Source organism: Lysinibacillus sp. BF-4 (assembly GCF_000743635.1).
GTDB lineage: Bacteria > Bacillota > Bacilli > Bacillales_A > Planococcaceae > Metalysinibacillus > Metalysinibacillus saudimassiliensis.
Genome location: NZ_JPUW01000015.1, coordinates 1 through 19,010 on the forward strand (window position 1 = coordinate 1; position 19,010 = coordinate 19,010).

The window sequence follows — 19,010 nt, forward strand, 5'->3', positions numbered from 1 at the left end:
CGGACATTGTCTCGTGAGCTTTTTATCGTTTATGTTTAAATCGTGTCAAAAACGGTAAAACAATACTATCGAAAAATAAAGAAAGAAGTGATGGTATGACACAACATTCAGACGAGCAAAAGAGGAGGCAACTTAAACCCTCCTTATCAACTTCAAGCGTTTTTGCGATAGCGTTAGGTTCTTCTATTGGCTGGGGTGCATTTATTTTACCTGGCGACTGGATTAAAACAGCAGGGCCTATGGGCGCAATGATTGGTTTACTTATTGGTGCCGTTATTATGATGATCATTGCAGCTAACTACGGGATTTTGATCGAAAAGCACCCTGTTTCAGGTGGCGGCTTTACATACGCATATATTGCAGGTGGTAAAGTTTGGGCATTTATTGCAGGCTGGTTTTTATCGCTCGGTTATATTTCTATTGTAGCTTTAAATGCTTCGGCCTTTTCATTACTACTCAAATTTTTGTTGCCAGATATTATGCAACAAGGCTATTTATATACTGTAGCGGGCTGGGATGTATTTTTACCAGAGGTGCTCGTATCTAGTGCTCTTATTTTATTGTTTGCTGTGCTAAATACGCTTGGTACAGAGCTATCAGGTAAGCTACAATTTTACTTTAGTATGGCATTATTAGTTGGTGTATTTGCATTAGGTGGTTTTACTTTCCAATTTGCTTCTACACCACTTGAAAATATGGCCCCATTATTTAAGGAAAGCCAGTCCATTTGGGTATCAATTATATTAATTTTAGCCATTGCACCTTGGGCGTATGTAGGTTTTGACAATGTGCCGCAAGCTGCTGAAGAATTTGACTTTTCACCTAAAAAGGCAGCTGGCTTAATGATTTTTTCATTAGCTGCAACATTTTTAGTGTATGCTGTGATGATTGGTGTAACAAGTTGGTCATTTGCTGCAGGTGATTTACCTGAGGACAGCTTATGGCTCACGGGTACTATCGTCAATAAATTGCTAGGTACAACAGGCGTTGTAGTATTAGCTATTGCGATTATGATGGGTATTTTCACTGGTTTAAACGGCTTTTATATGTCATCAAGCCGCCTATTATTTGCGATGGCGCGTGCTCGTGCATTACCAAACTTCTTCCGTACATTATCAAAGGGTAAAAAAACACCATTATGGGGTATTTGGTTTGTAACATTAATGACCTTACCAACGCCTTGGTTAGGTCGTCAGGCATTAACATGGATTGTTGATATGAGCTCGATGGGTGTATCTGTTGCGTACTTCTTTGCTAGTTTAGCTGCATTCCGCTTATTGGCATGGCGTAAAGACGGCACAGAACGTCGTGTGTCACCAATTTATAAAGTATTTGCGATTATTGGGATGCTTGCTAGTATTGTGTTCCTTGCGCTATTACTTGTACCCGCTTCACCTGCTTCATTATCAACACCTTCGTACGCGTTACTTGGTGGATGGATTGTGATGGGTATAGTATTTTATGCAATTATCCGTAAGCGTTACAACTCTTTAACCCCAGCGGAGACTGAGCATTATATTTTAGGTAAAGAATTAGAGTAAACAAAAAGAGGCGCGAATCTGCGCCTCTTTTTTATGGTTTTAATAAGCCTTGTTGTTGTAAAAAGTCACGTGCTACATCTCGTGGGTTAGCATCGTCAACATTTACAGCGTAATTCATTTTACGCATCTCTTCGTCTGTTACCTTGCCAGCCAGTTGTTGTAATATACTCTCTAGCTCTGGGTACTGTTCAAGTGTTTCTTGTCGTAATAAAGGCGCACCTTGATATGGTGGGAATAGCATTTTATCATCCTCTAATACTTTAAGTTTATACGTTTCTAGTTCACTATCTGTAGCATAAGCGTCCAATACGTCAATATCGCCATGTTCGAGTGCTGTATAGCGTAGTTTTGGCTCCATAGTTACCATATCTTTAAAAGTAATACCATATAGGGATTGAATGCCTAAATAACCATCTTGACGGTCTGAAAACTCTAATGTAAAGCCTGCACGCACTTCATTTTGTAATGCGGCAAGTTCTGAAATTTTTGCAATACCTAGCTCCTGTTTTACTGCAAGTGCGTACGTATTATTAAATTGCATTGGTGCTAAATAACGCATATTAAATTTTTCTGCCATACCATCCTTAGCTTGATTGTATACGCCTGTGGCTTCCCTAGTAGTCACTTGCTCTTTAAGTAATTCATTAATAGCTGTCCCTGTAAACTCTGGGTAAATATCAATATCACCATTTTTTAAAGCATTAAATAAAAAGCTCGTTTTACCAAGTCCAGGTTTAAGTGTTACATGTAAATCTGTATCTTGCTCAATTAATGCCTTGTACATTTCAATTAAAATGGCTGGCTCTGCACCTAATTTACCGCCAATTGTAATCGTTTCTTCATTTGTTTTAGTTACCATTGGTGCAAGTACAATACCAACCGCTAGCAACATCAATGCTACAAAGGCAAGCATGGACTTACGATAGCTAAGCTTTTCGATACTACGGAGCACACTATCAAAAATAATCGCAAGTAAAGCAGCTGGTACTGCACCAAGTAATATGAGTTGTGGGTTGTTGCGATCAATCCCCAAAAGAATTAAATCACCTAGCCCACCTGCACCAATTAAGGCAGCGAGCGTTGCTGTCCCAATAATTAATACCATGGCTGTTCTAATCCCTGCCATAATAATAGGCATAGCTAATGGTAACTCTACCTTAAATAAGCGCTGTCGCTTATTCATTCCTAAACCGCGAGCCGCTTCGATTAACGAAGCATCCACTCCTACAATACCAGTATAAGTGTTTCGCATAATTGGTAATAAGGCATAAACTACAAGCGCAATAATTGCAGGTACTGTACCAATACCAAATAACGGAATCATTAGACCAAGTAGTGCAAGTGAAGGAATGGTTTGTAGCACCGCACTCATATTAATAATGGGCTCTGCTAAACGCTTGTGCCTCGTTAAATAAATACTGACGGGAACGGCAATGACTACAGCAATTAATAAAGAAATAAAGGATAGCTCAATATGTTCAAGTAGTGCTTGCCAGAGGTCTGCTTTACGTGCGGTAAATGTAGCAATCATTGCACACCACCTCCTGCATATTGCTCAAGCATTGTATAGGCATGACTGCGTGTCACCTCGCCTATAAGCTTACCTTCTTCTGTAATACCTATTACCTCATGCGCTACTAACACATCTAGCAACTGACGTAGGCTACTGGTCACCGCAAGTGTAAATGGCATGTCCGTTGCTATTGGCTCTAATAAATCACGTATGGTTAACGTAGTACGATTGACAAATGCTTTTACAAAATCATTAGCAGGACTCGCAATAATTGCTTGCGGCGTATCTAGCTGTACAATATGTCCATCTTGCATGACACAAATGCGGTCAGCTAATTTAAGTGCCTCCTCCATATCATGTGTAACAAAAACAATTGTCTTTTGAATTGTACGCTGAATGTGAAGGAGCTCATCTTGTAGCTTAGTGCGACTTAATGGATCTAGTGCACTAAAGGGCTCATCCATTAATAAAATATCTGGATTAGCGGCTAGTGCTCGTATTACACCTACGCGTTGCTGTTGCCCTCCTGATAACTCATGTGGGTAACGCTTACGATACTCCTCATAATTTAAGCCAACCAATGCCATAAGCTCTGAAATACGCTCACGAATTTGCTGACGCTTCCATTTTTTTAATTCTGGTACTATAGCAATATTTTCTTCAATTGTTAAATGTGGAAATAAGGCAATTTGCTGTAAAACATAGCCCATATTATAACGTAACTCATGGACATCATAATCGCTTATACGTTTATCTCTAAAATAAATCGTGCCATCCGTTAAGGGAATAAGACGGTTTAACATTTTTAGTGTTGTTGTCTTGCCACAACCACTAGGTCCTACTAGTACTAAAAACTCCCCTTCTTCAATAGTCATCGAAATATCATGAATGATTTCTTTTTTCTCATAGGATTTTGCTACATTTTCTAAACGAATCATAGACATTCCTCCTTATTTTTATTTACGTTCCCTTTACTGTAAACGATAAAACAAAAAAGAGCTAAGCCTAAGCTTAACTCTCAATTGCACCTGTCACGGCTTCTACACCATTTTTAATAACCTGTGCATAGTATATTGCGCCTTCTTTATTTGGATGTATACCATCTTCATAAAATACATTGGCTTGCTGAGATGCAGCTGTATCCCAGTCTATAACATGCACATTAGTGTAATTTTGTTGGGCCTGTTGCAATGTAGTATTAACGGTATCTTTCCAATAACGTGGCACATTAGTGTTCACAAAAAATATTTGGCGTTCATTGCCAAGCTTTGTAATTAAACGCTCAATCTCCCCATCAGGAAATGCACCATTTGAGCCTAGTGCAATAACAACAATATCTCCTAAGCGTTCGTGCTCTGCCATCCAATCTAGCACAATGACAGCATCACTTACTTGGCGACCTACAGCAGCGTCTACATAAGTCGTTGGGAAAGAACCCTGTAAAGCATCAGATGCCGCAAGCATAACCGAATCACCTACAGCTGTCACTATAGATTGACTAGCTGGGGCCTGCTCCTCTTGTTGTGCAGTCTCCTCTTGCTCTTGCTCGCGCTCAAGTTTTTCAGCCTTTTCTTGAGCCTTAGCCTGTTTTAGAGCCGCTTGCTCTAAGTGGGCCTGTAACTCTGCAGCAGCCACACTTTGCGATTTAGCACTAATCATACCCGTCGTAAATACACCAAGTATTAACAATATAATCACGGCCTGTGTACGCACAACACGGGTTTTATAATTGGTACGATAGTAGGCAATAGCTCGCGACAAACCACCATAGCGTACAGGTGTTTCGATAAAGTGCCACGATAGCACTGTACAAATAAAGGTAAGTACAAAAACAAGCACTACTTTATACCAAGGCAATGGCATACCTAGCCCACCACCAATTAAAATAATAATAGGGAAATGCCATAAGTAAATACCATATGAACGTGCGCCAATCCATCGTAATGGACGTAGGCTGAGTAGCTTACCAAGACGACTATTAGGGATTACAACAACACCAATTACTATTAGCATTAGTAATGACATTACCCCCATGCCTCCGCGATATAAAAAGTCACTGCCCTCACTAAAGAACACAAATCCTAAAAGTACTACTAGTAAGGCTACTGTACCAACAGCATCTAATATATTGCGTACACGTTGTTGCACCACTCGCTCAGCAAAGACACGGCTTGGCCAAACAACGGCTAGCATCCCGCCTAACACAATGGAAAACAAGCGCGTATCTGTACCAAAATAAAGGCGGCTTGGATCTTCTCCAGGCACATATAATACAGCCATCGCGATTAATGAAGTAAGCATAATCATCGCCATTGGGACAAGCAAACGAATGGGTTGCTTGAAAATTTTCAGCCCTAACCAAATGACAAACGGCCATACAATATAAAATTGCTCCTCCACTGCTAATGACCATAAATGTTGCAAGACTGAAGGCGCCTCAAATTTTGTAAAGTATGATTGATCTTGCGCAATATACCACCAGTTACTTACATAGGCGAGTGCAGCAAAGACATCCTCACGTAGACCTGTTAAAAAGCTACGCTGAAATAATGTAATCCATACACCTACTACAAGCAATACTGTATATAACGCTGGTAGTAATCTACGAAAACGTCGTAGCCAAAACTGTTTTAAATCAATCGTTGCTGTTGCCTCATACTCTTGGCACAGTAAGTCTGTAATCAAGTAACCTGACAATACAAAAAACAACGTTACACCTAAATATCCTCCTGCCGCAAATGGATAATTTAAATGATAAAAAATTACTGCTATGACTGATAGTGCACGCAGCCCGTCTAAGCCATAAATATAATGCTTAGGTTTTCTCACGTTTCTCCACTTCCTTATTAACTCGTTCCTTATTTGACGTTTCAACTTGCATTTTAGTTGTTACATACAAAAGCCCCTCTGTAAATAAAGAAGGGGGAATCGAACCTAACATTTTTTACCTTATTCATTATTCTAGCATGTCTATCACCGCTACGCACATATTATTTTTTCTGCTGTTTTAGGGCTAAGGCTATAGCTTTCGTACGAGAATTAACCCCTAATTTACTATAGATAGTTGATAAGTATACACGAACGGTCCCCTCTGATAATCCTAGTTGCTTAGCTATTTCACTATTAGAAGCACCCTCTTGTAGCAATAGCATTAGCGACTGCTCTCGGGGTGTTAAGTCGTTACCATTTGACTCTGCTAGCATTTCCTTACTATATGCCGATACTGTCGTATCGTGGTATGACAGGCCATACGATTTAATAAGTGCTATACGTGCTGTACACTGTAAAAATAGGGTTTTATAACCATACGGTATCGCTGACATAATACCTGCAATGAACGCATTTTTAGCTGCTTCCTCTTGATTGAGCGCATGATAGCACATTGCTTCTATAATATAAGCCTCAATAAGTATTGTAATTTGATGGGCAGTTATTGCCTGCTCCTTTACCTGTAAACAAATAACTAATGCCTCTGTTGGTTTATGTTGTGCTAATAATAACTCTGCGTAGGTCAGTAACCAAAAGCTATGACTTGATTGAGCATCTTGATTTGGCACACCTGTCGCACTTTGAAGTGCCGCTTCAGCTAAGCTACTATCGTTTTGTCGTAAATAGCAACTAGCACGCATCGTGCATAAAATATCTTGCCAATGGGGCTCTTTGGTTGTGCCCATTGCATAGGTCAACAAACCAAGCGCCTCTGTAAATTGTTTCTTAGCCATAAAAATTTTAGCCTTTGTACAATACATTGGAATAAATAAACCCGCATCCGCAAAATGATGCCCATATAAAATAGCTGCCTCTGTTGTCGCTAGTGCCTCTGTCAATTGCTCGCGATGATAGAAAGTCTCTGCTGCAACACCATAGGCAAAACCTGTTAGGTTATTGTCCCGCATCTCTTCGTCATCAAAGAGCTGATAAAGAGGAGCCGCCTCCTCAGGCCAAAGTAACCGCCCTCTTGCACCTAGACTTGTATGTAATAGGGAGGATTCGGATAAATTATAAGCTAAGGAAATATCACGCCAACGCGATTTTGTAGCACCTTTAGTTAACGCCTTATTAACAAAAACCATTGTTTGTCGTAAATCTTTACCACTCGCTAAAAATACAAATGCACGTACCATTTCAACAATTTGACCTAACTCCTGAGATAGCGGGTTAGTTTGCCACGTTAAATGCTCATCTAGCTCACACAATGCTTGTTGTGCACTTTCCATTTCGTAAAATAACACAAGAGTGATAATGTACATAAGTAAAATCTCGCCATCTACTTCATACTTCTCAGCTCGTAGTTGCTCTACCCACCGTTTAAACGTTGCTGTATGCCCAGCATTAAATAATGCGACAAGGTGCTCAAGCATCCACTGCTCAGCTTGCTCGTATTGCTCACTTTTTAATGCGAGCTCTATTGCGCCTGTCACGTCGTTTTGTGCATATAGTAACTTGCTTGCATTTTGATAAAGCTTACGTAGTTCACTTGTCGACATTTGTTTATGTAGCGCAACTTGCAAGGCCTCTACAAATAAATAATGATACGTAAAAACGGGCGTACTACTCGTCAAACGTGTGGTAAAGATTCCTTTTCGTTCGAGCTCTAATAAGTTACTATAGCTCTCTGCATCTCCTGTTAGTGCTTCACAAATTGTAGGTGTAATTGTACGAAGTATGGAAGTTTTCATTAAAAAGGTTTGCATAGACGGTGTAAGTTGTTGTATTACTTCTTCAAGCAAGTAATCGAGCATAAAGCTTTGGTCACCATCCCACGCAGTTAAGCTTGCAAGTTGTACCCCTGCGGCCCACCCCTCTGTAACATGTAATAGTTGTTGCAAATTAGGCTGATGTCGCCCTTGATAAAAGTGCTCTAGTTCCTTATAAGTAAAACATAACTCCGCTACGGTGATTTCTGTTAACCAACCTTTGACACGCCATTTTGCAAGTGGTAATGCGACATGCTCTCGCGAAGTAAGGTATACACGAGTTGTCGTTGGCAAGTACTCGATAAAACGTGTCATCGTTTGTGTAATAAGCGGATGACTAGTCAGATGGTAATCATCAATAATAATATGCAATGGTTGCTCACATTTTATAAGTAAATTAACTAAAGTATCCACGATAATATCAGGCGTTACGGCTTCTTCTACTAACGCTGTTAATTGCATATGAAATTGTTTAGGTGCAATTACTATAAGAGCTTGGCTAAGGTACTGCCAAAACCGTAATGGGTCATTATCTGCTACATCAAGTGACAGCCAAACTTTAGGCTCATCTCTTTTGGCTATCCATTGACCAATTAATGTTGTTTTTCCGTAACCTGCAGGTGCTCTAATAATAGTGATACGGGCAGGGCGCGCCATAAGATCTAACAATCTCGTACGCTTAATTGCATTAGTTGTTACTTGAGGTGCTGTAATTTTAGTAGTTAACCAAATCATCTCTATACCTCCCTATTAATTATTCATACTTTTTAGTATACAAGAAAAAATAAAATCCACAGCATGTTTAGATGCTGTGGATGCATGATAAGGACTTTACGCTTATATAATACGGGCTACTGTCATACCATCGCCAATAGGCAATAATAGTGATTGTAGCTGAGGATGTGTTGCTACATAGTCATTAAAGGCTTTCATTATCGTTGTGTATCGTTTTGGTGCTACGTCGTCATCTACAACACTACCTGCTGCTAAAACATTATCCATGACAATAATTGCATTTGGTTGCGCTACTTGTAGACAAGCGGCCACATAGTTTTCGTAGTTTTCTTTATCCGCATCAATAAAGAAAAAATCAAAGCGTTCAGAAGTCGTTGCAAGTTGTGCAAGGCTTTCGAGTGCTGGTCCAATTTTATATGTCACTTGTTCAGCAAAGCCCGCATCCTGTAAATTGCGCTGTGCTACCTCAGCATAGGATGCATCTAGTTCGAGCGAGGTTAACTTACCTTGCTGACCAAACCCTCTAGCTAAACAAATACCACTATATCCACCTAATGCACCAATCTCCATGACATTTTTTGCGCCTGTCATTGCTACAAGCAGCGTTAATAACTTACCAGAAGCTGCTGAAACCGAAATCGCTGGCATTTGTTGCGCCGTTATACTTGCACGTACTTGTTGTAATTGCGCATCCTCCTTCACAAAGGTTGCTTCAATATAATCATTAATCTTGTTCATCTTGGCATTCCTCCAACTCAAATAATTGTGTAAATGATGCAATCATATCATCTAATGCTTTTAACTCTCCAATTAACATTGCTTCAATTGAGGCAAACTCAGGCTTTTCTAATTGCGCCATAACTGTTGCACGCTTCATTGTTAATTGCTCTAAAAAGGCTAACGCGCGTCCACGACGAAATGTTTTCGCTCCGCCTCTCCCTCTAATATGCCGTTCTTCTCGCATACAAAACAACTCCTTTGTATACATTAGTATACAACTTGAAATAAAAAAGCACAACAAATTGTTGTGCTTAACGCCAAAAATCTTCGTGTTTTGTACGTTTATAAAAGCGATGAAATGCCTCACTGTCTCTAGCATACTTGTTATAATTCGTTAGGATAGCCTGTACAACACTTGGTACAAGTGCAACTGGTACCTTCTTTGCAAAAAGCTCTCCTGGTTGCGCATCCTTACCCATTGGGACCGCGCCTAAATAAATATCAAAGCTATTGTGTTGATATACTAACCCTATATCATCATATGTAGGATTATAACATGCTGAGGCACAGCCATTCACATTCAGCGCTACACGTCGCGGCACTTTTGCATCTGCAACGCTTTCATAAAGTAGCTGTGTAGCTAGCGCCGCTTCCATCTTCTCGCCATCACAAAAATCGCAAGCACGCATCGCTACTATGGGACCTGACTTTACAATCATCAACCCCACCGCTTCTAACGCTTGTATCGCCGCTTCGACACGAGCTGTGGGCACAGTTAATAATAAGGCATACGAGGCCGAATATTTAATCGCACCTTGCTCCCCAATAACCGTAGCAATCGTCGCAAATTGCTGTGGTGTATAGTGCTTATTAATAATGCCAGGGTTAACGGCAAGACGTGTATAATCCCCCTCCTTATTTAAGGTAGCAAATGTTGCATCAGGCTTATTTTTGGCAAATGCTTGCTGTTTCAATTGGACTCCCCCATTCTCTACAAATTTACCGTATTTACAGACTTTTTATTATATTTTACGCAATTTTGACAATATTGACGTACAAAAGATAACTATTCTTTTCAATGCCCCTCAATCAGCCTCAATGATACCTCTATTTTTGGGGTATAGATAGTAAAAGGAGGCTTTACTATGGATATGAATAAAACAAATACACTACATTCCTCAACAGGTAGTAATGCAATGGCTGTACCGCCTTTACTTGTTGCCAACAGCGATGGTAATTATGAACTTACAGCTATGGAAGGCACACATGAATTTTATGAAGGTATTGTCTCGAATACGTTAGGCTATAACGGTGCATTACTCGGTCCTACACTACGCTTACAGCCTAATGAAAATGTCACCATACTTACTCATAATGCCATGACTATCCCTACAACATTTCATTGGCATGGTTTAGTAGTAGACGACACCATTGACGGAGGGCCGCAGGCTATTGTAAAGCCTGGTGAGACGCGTGTACTAAATTTTACTGTAGCACAACCTGCTGCTACACTTTGGCTACACCCTCACCCACATCATCAAACAGCTCGTCAAGTATATAATGGCTTAGCTTCACTTGTTTACATCGAAGACAATCTCAACCTCCCTTCTATTTACGGGCAAAATGATTTTCCTGTCATTTTACAGGACCGTTTATTTAATGAAGGGCAGTTGGATTATGACTTTGCTTATAATAGTGACGGCACTAAGGGCGATATGGTTCTTATTAATGGGACAGTTAACCCTACATTGCATGTTTCGCAAGAGCTTGTACGCTTACGCCTCGTCAACGGTTCAAATGCACGTAACTACACGCTTACATTGTCAACAGGTGATAGCTTTTTACAAATTGCTACGGATGGTGGCTTTTTACCACAGCCAACGCCACTTACTTCACTAACACTAAGCCCTGCTGAACGAGCTGAAATCATTATTGATTTTTCGGATTATAGTCAGGACACTATGATTGCACTTTGTGATAGCGAAGCAGTACTACTCCCCTTTACCATTGCTGAGTATAAACATACACATCACTTACCTAAAATATTACCTAGCTGCTCCATTACTGCACAAGAGCTAGCATTACCTGTAACTAAAACTTTTGAGCTTTATGGCATGGCTGACATGGCCCAAATTAACGGTAAGCAATTTGATGCTACACGCATTGACTGTACACAAATACAGGGCATCACTGAAGTGTGGGAAATTTACAATAAAACTGACGAGATGGGCGGTATGATTCATCCCTTTCACGTACATGATACACAATTTAAAGTACTAACTCGTAATGGCATGCCACCTGCAGAAAATGAACGTGGCTATAAGGATACCATTGCTGTTGCTGTAGAAGAGCGTGTGCGTATTGCTGTACGTTTTATGTATAAGGGTATTTATATGTACCATTGTCACATTTTAGAGCATGAAGATAATGGCATGATGGGACAAATTCAGGTCATTTAGCTTTCCATTGCTAACTTTTTTCAACTCCTTTATACTTCTCGTGTAAAGGAGTTTTCACTATGCAAAAATTTATTGAAGTAAGTGAGCAAGTACCTTACCCTATCGGCGAAAAATACCATATACCTACTGCACTTGGTACAGGACATTTTTGGCGATTTACAGGTGATAACTTCACCTTCTTGCACATCACGATTGATTTAGCTAAGCCCTACCACATTCACTTGCCTAATCACTACGCGCTTATTTTACGTGACGGCAGTATATCTACCTGTGAGCTCTCTACATTTACATTACAGCAAGAGCAAGCTATTGTATTTTTGGTAAATGACACTTTTATTGACTATATTCAGCGTTGGTATAATCTATCACCAGCTGTTACCAAACAACTCTTTACGTTGTTTGAAGACGACTACTCTATTGAATTAAAGCAGGCATTAGATGTTATTATCCGCTTTTTACCTACCGCTGATATGGCTGAAAATTATTATAAAAGCAAGGCGCAAGAGTTAATGGCATTGCTCGTGTACTATGCGGCAAAACGTCAAGACCCTGAGCGTGATGCTATGACTCGCTTGCATAACTTTATTACGATGCATTTTGATCAAAACCTAGCACTAGCTGACCTTGCCAAACATGCTCATATGAGTAAAAGTAAAATGACGCAAGACTTCAAGGCACGTTTTGGCTACTCTATAGGCGAATATGTACAAGACCTTCGCTTAAAGCGAGCGCAGCTGTTGCTTACAAGCTCTGATGAGCCAATGTATGCCATTGCTACAAAGCTCGGCTTTAAACGCCAGAGTAGCTTCTCAGAGTGGTTTAAGCTAGCAACTAAGGAGTCACCACTCCAATATCGCAATAAAAGCTGCACTCCGTAGAGCGCAGCTTTTTATTTTGCTGTAACTTCGTTTGTTTTCTTTAATAAATATAACAGATACGGTGCACCAATCAGTGACACGATAATACCTGCTGGAATTTCTTTCGGCGCTAGCGCCACTCGCCCTACTAAATCCGCTAAAAGTAGCAAACTACCACCTACAAGTAATGTTAATGGTAAGAGACGCAACATTTTTGGCCCAATTAGCTGTCGTGCAATATGCGGTGCTAATAATCCAATAAAACTAATCGCCCCGACAACAGATACACTAATAGCAGCTAAAATAACGCCAAGTAAAATCATCGCTAACCGCATACGCGCTGTATTGACACCTAAACCTGTCGAAAGCTCATCACCAAAGGACAGCACATCAAAAGTTGTCGCAAAATATATAATAATGGGGAGTACAACCGCTAAAGTTATCCCTACAATCCATAAATGATGCCAGCTAGTGCCATACGTGCTTCCTGCTAACCAGGTTAAGGCTTGCGATGCATGCACATTAAAGCGCACTAATAAAATTTGAATAAGCGCTGCGCCAACTGCTGATATTGCTACACCCATTAATAATAAAATCATAGGCTGAAAACCGCTTCGTGCACTAATGGCTAGCACAAGTCCCATTGTTAAAAGTGCGCCAAGCAATGCACCAAGTGGTACAAAAATAGCTGATGCCTGCTGAAATACTAATAAAAATAACATCGCCATCACACTTGCACCTGATGTAACACCAAGTACAGAGGCATCTGCTAATGGGTTACGTAACACCGTTTGCAACAGTAACCCACTCGCCGCCATTAACATACCAATGCCAAAACTCACGACAACACGTGGTACACGGAAATCCCACACAAAAGTATTGTACATCAGCTCCTTAGGCAAATCCTTGAGCGCTGTAAAGCTCGTACCACCAAATGAGAGACTTACTACAGCAATTAAGACAACCACAATACTAGCTACACTATAAAATAATGTACGCTTATGAATACGTACACGCCCTTCAAGCACACCACCTGTGGCACGTGCTTGTTTACTCATTTTCAGCGCTAAATACACAAGCCAAGGCGCACCAATAATCGCTGTCATCGCACCAACAGGTAACTCAGAAGTGGCAGAAATCATTCGTACTAAAATATCTGCTGTAAGTAATAGACCTGCACCTACTACAATGTTAGCTATAATCATTGTACGGTGCATACGAAAGCCCATTAAACGTACAAGGTGTGGCGCAATAATGCCCACAAAACCAATAGGTCCCACTACTGTTACCGTCACAGAAGCTAGCAAAATTGCTAGCACCCAACCTAAAACTTTACTAGCGGCTACATTTTGTCCAAGCCCAACCGCTACTTCTTCGCCTAATAGCAATACATCAAAACGCTTTGCCACTAGAAAGGCAATAAAGAGTGTTGTGATAATCCACGGCGCTGCAAATTGTGTGCCACCCCAATCTAGTTGAAGTAATGTACCTGAGCCCCATAAAAAGAGCCCTGATACTTCGTTTTCAAATAATAATTTTAATGCACTAGTAAAGGAAGAAAACAACATGGTAACAATAAGCCCTGTAAGTGCAATACGTACAGGGTCAAACGATTTACCTACCAAAAAGGTAACAATTAATGCCGCACAAATCCCGCCTGTCATTGTAACTGCAATGGAAAACTGCCCACTAAGTGCAGGGAAAAAGATTGTGGCAGCTACTACAAAAAAGTACGCTCCTGCATGAATACCTAGTGTGCTCGCACTTGCCAATGGGTTTTTGGTCATCGTTTGTAAAAGCATACCTGCTACCGCAAGTGCTGCGCCTGCTAAACAGCCAATCGCTAAACGTGGTAAACGACTATATAGTAAAAAGTTCATTTGTTGTTGATCATGCCAAACCTCTTGCCAAAAATTAAAGAAACCTGTAGATGCCTGCCCTTGGCTTACATGAATCAAGCCAAGCACCACAAATACTAAAAGATATAAGCTAAATGTAATAAAGGGTCTAACCTTCATATCATCACTTCACTAACGTTGTTACTACATTATCCACTAATGTTTCCATTGATAGCACACTACCAAATGTCCACACACCTGGACCTAAATCATACATCTCATTATTTTTTACAAAATGTAAGCCATTCCATGCAGCATTTGTTGAAAGATTTTTAAATAGTGGGTCATCTTTTTGTACCGTGTGCAGTAACATAGCCTCTTGGTACTTTGCTAGGCCCTCTACATTACTCTCCACAAAGCCCCACGGCTGTGGTTTTTGATCCTGAATTTTATTTGTTAAGCCCATGCCTTCTAACACATTGCTCACTAAACCATTTGGTGTAAATAAACGGAAAGTTGGTGCTTCATTTACTGAATAAGCCTGTGTAAAAACAAAATCTTTTGTTGCTAAGTTAGCCGCATTAATTTTTTCTTTTGCTTGCGCCATCTTATCTTCTAAATGAGTAATCGCTGCCTTAGCTGCATCCTCTTTACCTGTAATAACACCCATACGTGTTAAAGAGATTGTCATATCTTGATACAAATCTTTTGTTGCCTCATCAGAGCCGTGATCAAATAATAAAACAGGTGCGATTTTTTCTAAATCACCTTTGATTTTTTCGTGAGTTTTTAAGCCAATAATTAAATCAGGCTTTGCCTTAGCGATTTCTTCAATATTTGGCTCGCCACGTTGTCCTACATCAATCACGCCATCTGCTACCTTTTTATCAATCGTTACCCACTTACCAAAACCCTCAATATCTGCCATAGCTACAGGCTGTACATCAAGTGCTAATAACTCTTCCGCTTGGCTCCACTCTAGCGCCACAATTTTTTTAGCTGGTCCATTTAATGTATGCTCTCCGTATATATCTGTTACGGTAATGCCATCTGCTGTTGGTGTTTCCTTTGGTGCGGTGTCTTCCTTTTTCATGCAGCCTGCTAACAGTAGTGTCAGCGTTGCAATTACTACTACTAATTTTTTCATTTTCTATACTCCTTTGTTATTCTGCCTTGCCATATGACAAGCAAATTGGGTTTTGGCTAAACGGACATGCCGTTAACATCGCCTGTATTTGAAATACCTCTTGTAAAATAGGCGCCGTCATTACTTGTGCTGGCGCTCCCTGTGTCACTAACTTGCCATCACGCATCGCAATTAAATAGTGCGAAAAGCGGGAAGCATGATTTAAATCATGGAGCACCATTACAATCGTTTTATGTTGCTCCTCATTTAAACGTGCTAATAACTGTAAAACATCTAACTGATGCGACATATCTAGATAGGTCGTGGGCTCATCTAAAATAACAATCTCTGTATCCTGCGCCAGTGCCATCGCAATCCATACGCGTTGGCGCTGTCCACCTGACAAGGCTTCAATTGGTCGGTCACTAAATGCTGTTAAATTTGTTGCGGCTAACGCCCAATCAATTGCCTCTGTATCTTCTTGCTTTAACTTACCAAAGCGTGATTGATGGGGAAAACGGCCATAAGTAATTAGCTCACGTACCGTTAACCCTGCTGGTGCTTCTGCCGTCTGTGGTAAAATTGCCATCTTTTTAGCAAGGTCTCGACTTTTTGTTTCGGCAATAGCTTTACCATCAATAAAAACCGCGCCCTCTGTCACTTTTAAAATCCGTGCAATACTTTTTAATAACGTAGATTTACCGCAACCATTTGGGCCAATAATCGTTGTAATTTTTCCACGCGGTAGGCTTACAGACAGGTCATCAATAATAATTGTATCGTTATAACCTACCTTAATATGCTCAACCTCTATCATGTACTCACCTCAATTGATAATCATTATCATAATCTTATGCTAAATGAGATTGATTTTCAATGATAGCTTATTCGGCAATAACGTATTGTTTTTCGGCATTTGACCAAAATAAAAAGAGGTGGGCATTAAACCCAACCTCTCATTACGTATTTTTCACTACACTTTATCTATGATTTAATTCCTCAGCAGGTTGACACTCCTCTTGAAAACATACTGTAGTATTAGGCGTCCACTGCGCATCTGCTACCTTCCACGTTTCACCTTCAAGTTGGTAAGTTACATTGCCTTGACCTGTATATGCACCGTGAAATTCTGGTTGGCTAACATTATATTGAATCGTAACAGATGTTGGCGTTGCCGCAATAACTTGACCATTCGTAAGTGTGGCGCCGCCAAATTTTACAACACTCATAACATACATATTCCGGTCACCAAGTTCATGCAACAAGTCCACACTACCTTGTAAATAACTATCTAATGCATACGCCCTTGCTTGCTGACGACGCTCCTCAATCGTATACCTTTTCTCTTCAACTGGCTTACCTAAATCATAACTCATAATTTCCTGTAACTTAGCAAAGCGTTCTGTACCTGTTACTTGTGCGTCTAAGTGAGCAATAGCATCCTGTGTAGCTTGCTCTTCCTTAGCTTTACGTTGTTGCTCTTCCTTAGCTTTACGCGCTGCTTCTTCTGCTTTTTGTTGCTCTTGTAGTTGCGCTGTTTGTGTTGCTTTTATATTTTCCTGTGCAGCTAACCATTGCGCCTTTGCCTCTGCAAAAAATGGAGAGTCCCACTGCTCATTGCTATTATGTTGTTCGTAAAAGGCTAAAGCATCGCTGTAAGCTTTTTGCTCTGTCATTTGTTGTGCTTGTTCTTGCCATTTTATTATTTTTTGTTCAAAATCTGTAACTTCTTTTAGCCTGTCATTGTACCATGTTACATGATTGCTTATATTGTCATTAGCAGCTTTATCCAATTTAGCTACTGCTTTTCGCACCGCTTCAAGCTTACCTTCCTGCCAAGCTTGATCAATCTCTTGTAACATACTGGTATGCGTTAGCCAATTTTGGATTTCTTCTGTATCTTGTACAGCTAATGCAGCTTCAAAATGTTGTTGTGCCTCATCGTATTGTTGTTCATTAATTGCTGTCACACCTTGCGTTAATGCCGTTGTATAATCTTTAGGTGCACAGCCAACAAGTAGCAGTCCAAGAACTATGAATATGTATTTTTTCATAAAAACACCCCTTTAATAGACCATATCATAGCCATTAAAGGTAAACAATTACAAAAAAGTAGCAACTTGTCGTTGCTACTTTATCTCTAATGCAAAAGCATAATGAGCATCACCTTGCGTTTGGTCACCCTCTTGCCACCAAGCACTATAGCTATAATAGTAGGTTCCTGGTTTTAGCGGTGCTACAAAATGTTGCTGTTCAATTTTTATGGGCATCGTCTTATTATCTGCTGTCAACTCCGTCAATTGTACCTCGGACGGTGTTGGTTTGTTCATCGTTAGCTCCACACTTTCACCCGCAGCAACCTGAATAAACGTTTTAACTAACTCCATGGGCTCAACAGCATCCTCACACTTATTGCCCCAACAATATGTGCCGAGTTTTGCCTCATAGCTTTCATTCGCTACTGTGATTTGCAAAGTAGGTGGTGCTTCACCTGCTAATGGACTATTGCTACAGCCTGTTAATAATATAAGAAGGGCTACTGCAAATAAACGTTTCATATAACTCCCCCGATCCATTTTGGTAATAGCCAAATATATAAAATTTCTCCTACTAATTCTATCATCGTTTGAATTACGATAACAGCAGCTACACTACTAGCAATCGTAGGTGGTAACGCAAAGGCTAAAGGTAATACAACTAACGAATTGCGTGTCCCCATGCTAAAAGCTAATGTACGTGTTTCTTTTATACCTAATTTCATTCCATAGCCAAGTAGTTTTGCACAGATTGGCATGATACATAAAAAAGCGATATATATCGGAATAACTTGTATAAGTATTTCTATATCTTGCTTGACGAGCGCAAGTTGTGAGCTGATGACAGTAAATAATACTAGCGCCATCAAAGGAACTGGTAACCATGCGGTAATAGCTACTACTCGCTTAGGTAAATATAATTGTGTTATAAGAGCTATCACTAATGGTAATACAATAAATAAAACAAAAGCTTTAGCAAATGGTAGCCATTGTAACAGTACTGCTATCTCTTGTCCAAACAATAACCAGCTGTAAATCGGAAGCATTATGAACTGCGTCACCACTAATAATGGCGTTGCAGCGAGCATAAGATGCTCATCTCCTTTACCTAGTTTAGTAAAGACAATTACATAATCAATACAAGGCGCTAGTAATACCAAGCACACACCAAACGCTAAAGTCGTCGAAAAATCAAAAAATTGTAGTAGCCCTACTACTATAAGTGGCACAACTATAAAGTTCCCTATAAGTAGCGCTATCATAAAACGGTAATTACGAAAGGCTACTTTACCATGCAAGAGCGGAAGCTGTGTAAACATGGCATACATAACTATCATAATACTAGGCTCAATAGCTTCTTCAAATAAAATGCCCTTACCTGTATTACCAACAAGTAAAGCTAAACAAATAACTACGCCGTAGATAATAATTTGATTGTTTTCCATTCTATCTCTCATAACAACATCTCCTTTACCGTCATAAAAAAAG

At 40.1% G+C, this 19,010-nt stretch carries 16 protein-coding genes; 3 read left to right on the plus strand and 13 right to left on the minus strand.

The window, feature by feature from the left end:
- The first annotated feature begins 95 nt into the window (after positions 1-95).
- Positions 96-1,541, plus strand: a complete 1,446-nt coding sequence (locus CH76_RS06775) for an APC family permease (protein WP_036144548.1) — start codon at positions 96-98, stop codon at positions 1,539-1,541.
- A 31-nt stretch (positions 1,542-1,572) separates the two neighbouring features.
- Here CH76_RS06775 and CH76_RS06780 read toward each other — a convergent pair whose 3' ends face one another.
- The 7 genes from CH76_RS06780 to CH76_RS06810 form a co-directional block, all read right to left on the minus strand.
- Entirely contained in the window at positions 1,573-3,072 is a 1,500-nt protein-coding gene (locus CH76_RS06780) for an ABC transporter permease/substrate-binding protein (RefSeq protein WP_036144550.1), read from the minus strand.
- On the minus strand, positions 3,069-3,992 hold the full coding sequence (locus tag CH76_RS06785; RefSeq protein ID WP_036144553.1) for an ABC transporter ATP-binding protein: 924 nt from the start codon (positions 3,990-3,992) through the stop codon (positions 3,069-3,071). The genes CH76_RS06780 and CH76_RS06785 overlap by 4 nt, the downstream gene beginning before the upstream one ends.
- Positions 3,993-4,065: 73 nt before the next feature.
- Entirely contained in the window at positions 4,066-5,883 is a 1,818-nt protein-coding gene (locus tag CH76_RS06790) for an acyltransferase family protein (protein WP_036144555.1), read from the minus strand.
- A gap of 161 nt (positions 5,884-6,044) precedes the next feature.
- Positions 6,045-8,486: a LuxR C-terminal-related transcriptional regulator gene (locus CH76_RS06795; RefSeq protein ID WP_036144556.1), complete on the minus strand. Its 2,442-nt coding sequence runs from the start codon at positions 8,484-8,486 to the stop codon at positions 6,045-6,047.
- A 102-nt stretch (positions 8,487-8,588) separates the two neighbouring features.
- Positions 8,589-9,224, minus strand: a complete 636-nt coding sequence (locus CH76_RS06800; RefSeq protein WP_036144558.1) for an O-methyltransferase — start codon at positions 9,222-9,224, stop codon at positions 8,589-8,591.
- Entirely contained in the window at positions 9,211-9,450 is a 240-nt protein-coding gene (locus CH76_RS06805) for a hypothetical protein (protein ID WP_036144560.1), read from the minus strand. The genes CH76_RS06800 and CH76_RS06805 overlap by 14 nt, the downstream gene beginning before the upstream one ends.
- Positions 9,451-9,517: 67 nt before the next feature.
- Entirely contained in the window at positions 9,518-10,180 is a 663-nt protein-coding gene (locus tag CH76_RS06810; RefSeq protein ID WP_036144562.1) for a precorrin-3B methylase, read from the minus strand.
- A 171-nt stretch (positions 10,181-10,351) separates the two neighbouring features.
- Between CH76_RS06810 and CH76_RS06815 the strand changes: the two genes are divergently transcribed.
- On the plus strand, positions 10,352-11,665 hold the full coding sequence (locus tag CH76_RS06815) for a multicopper oxidase family protein (RefSeq protein ID WP_152553304.1): 1,314 nt from the start codon (positions 10,352-10,354) through the stop codon (positions 11,663-11,665).
- A 59-nt stretch (positions 11,666-11,724) separates the two neighbouring features.
- Positions 11,725-12,543, plus strand: a complete 819-nt coding sequence (locus CH76_RS13470) for an AraC family transcriptional regulator (protein ID WP_051910262.1) — start codon at positions 11,725-11,727, stop codon at positions 12,541-12,543.
- Positions 12,544-12,554: 11 nt separating this feature from the next.
- Here the strand turns inward: CH76_RS13470 and CH76_RS06825 are convergent, their stop codons facing one another.
- The 6 genes from CH76_RS06825 to CH76_RS06850 all read right to left on the minus strand — a co-directional run bounded on the left by CH76_RS06825 (position 12,555) and on the right by CH76_RS06850 (position 18,979).
- A complete protein-coding gene (locus CH76_RS06825; protein ID WP_036144564.1) occupies positions 12,555-14,540 on the minus strand; it encodes an iron ABC transporter permease in 1,986 nt (661 codons plus the stop codon).
- Positions 14,541-14,544: 4 nt separating this feature from the next.
- Entirely contained in the window at positions 14,545-15,507 is a 963-nt protein-coding gene (locus CH76_RS06830; RefSeq protein ID WP_036144567.1) for an ABC transporter substrate-binding protein, read from the minus strand.
- Positions 15,508-15,523: 16 nt separating this feature from the next.
- Complete coding sequence (locus CH76_RS06835; RefSeq protein WP_036144569.1) at positions 15,524-16,303, minus strand: ABC transporter ATP-binding protein; 780 nt, start codon at positions 16,301-16,303, stop codon at positions 15,524-15,526.
- 163 nt (positions 16,304-16,466) lie between these two features.
- On the minus strand, positions 16,467-17,540 hold the full coding sequence (locus tag CH76_RS06840; RefSeq protein WP_036144571.1) for a hypothetical protein: 1,074 nt from the start codon (positions 17,538-17,540) through the stop codon (positions 16,467-16,469).
- Positions 17,541-17,615: 75 nt separating this feature from the next.
- On the minus strand, positions 17,616-18,044 hold the full coding sequence (locus CH76_RS06845; protein WP_036144573.1) for a hypothetical protein: 429 nt from the start codon (positions 18,042-18,044) through the stop codon (positions 17,616-17,618).
- Positions 18,041-18,979 carry an arsenic resistance protein gene (locus CH76_RS06850; RefSeq protein WP_036144575.1) on the minus strand — a complete coding sequence of 313 codons (939 nt, stop codon included), beginning with the start codon at positions 18,977-18,979 and terminating at the stop codon, positions 18,041-18,043. The genes CH76_RS06845 and CH76_RS06850 overlap by 4 nt, the downstream gene beginning before the upstream one ends.
- Positions 18,980-19,010: the final 31 nt, after the last annotated feature.

What these genes read in the sequence shown, in the direction of transcription:
- CH76_RS06775 (WP_036144548.1), top strand. Translation starts at nt 96, where the DNA reads ATGACACAACATTCAGACGAGCAAAAGAGGAGGCAACTTAAACCCTCC.
- CH76_RS06780 (WP_036144550.1), bottom strand. Translation starts at nt 3,072, where the DNA reads ATGATTGCTACATTTACCGCACGTAAAGCAGACCTCTGGCAAGCACTA.
- CH76_RS06785 (WP_036144553.1), bottom strand. Translation starts at nt 3,992, where the DNA reads ATGATTCGTTTAGAAAATGTAGCAAAATCCTATGAGAAAAAAGAAATC.
- CH76_RS06795 (WP_036144556.1), bottom strand. Translation starts at nt 8,486, where the DNA reads ATGATTTGGTTAACTACTAAAATTACAGCACCTCAAGTAACAACTAAT.
- CH76_RS06800 (WP_036144558.1), bottom strand. Translation starts at nt 9,224, where the DNA reads ATGAACAAGATTAATGATTATATTGAAGCAACCTTTGTGAAGGAGGAT.
- CH76_RS06805 (WP_036144560.1), bottom strand. Translation starts at nt 9,450, where the DNA reads ATGCGAGAAGAACGGCATATTAGAGGGAGAGGCGGAGCGAAAACATTT.
- CH76_RS06815 (WP_152553304.1), top strand. Translation starts at nt 10,352, where the DNA reads ATGGATATGAATAAAACAAATACACTACATTCCTCAACAGGTAGTAAT.
- CH76_RS13470 (WP_051910262.1), top strand. Translation starts at nt 11,725, where the DNA reads ATGCAAAAATTTATTGAAGTAAGTGAGCAAGTACCTTACCCTATCGGC.
- CH76_RS06825 (WP_036144564.1), bottom strand. Translation starts at nt 14,540, where the DNA reads ATGAAGGTTAGACCCTTTATTACATTTAGCTTATATCTTTTAGTATTT.
- CH76_RS06830 (WP_036144567.1), bottom strand. Translation starts at nt 15,507, where the DNA reads ATGAAAAAATTAGTAGTAGTAATTGCAACGCTGACACTACTGTTAGCA.
- CH76_RS06835 (WP_036144569.1), bottom strand. Translation starts at nt 16,303, where the DNA reads ATGATAGAGGTTGAGCATATTAAGGTAGGTTATAACGATACAATTATT.
- CH76_RS06840 (WP_036144571.1), bottom strand. Translation starts at nt 17,540, where the DNA reads ATGAAAAAATACATATTCATAGTTCTTGGACTGCTACTTGTTGGCTGT.
- CH76_RS06845 (WP_036144573.1), bottom strand. Translation starts at nt 18,044, where the DNA reads ATGAAACGTTTATTTGCAGTAGCCCTTCTTATATTATTAACAGGCTGT.
- CH76_RS06850 (WP_036144575.1), bottom strand. Translation starts at nt 18,979, where the DNA reads ATGAGAGATAGAATGGAAAACAATCAAATTATTATCTACGGCGTAGTT.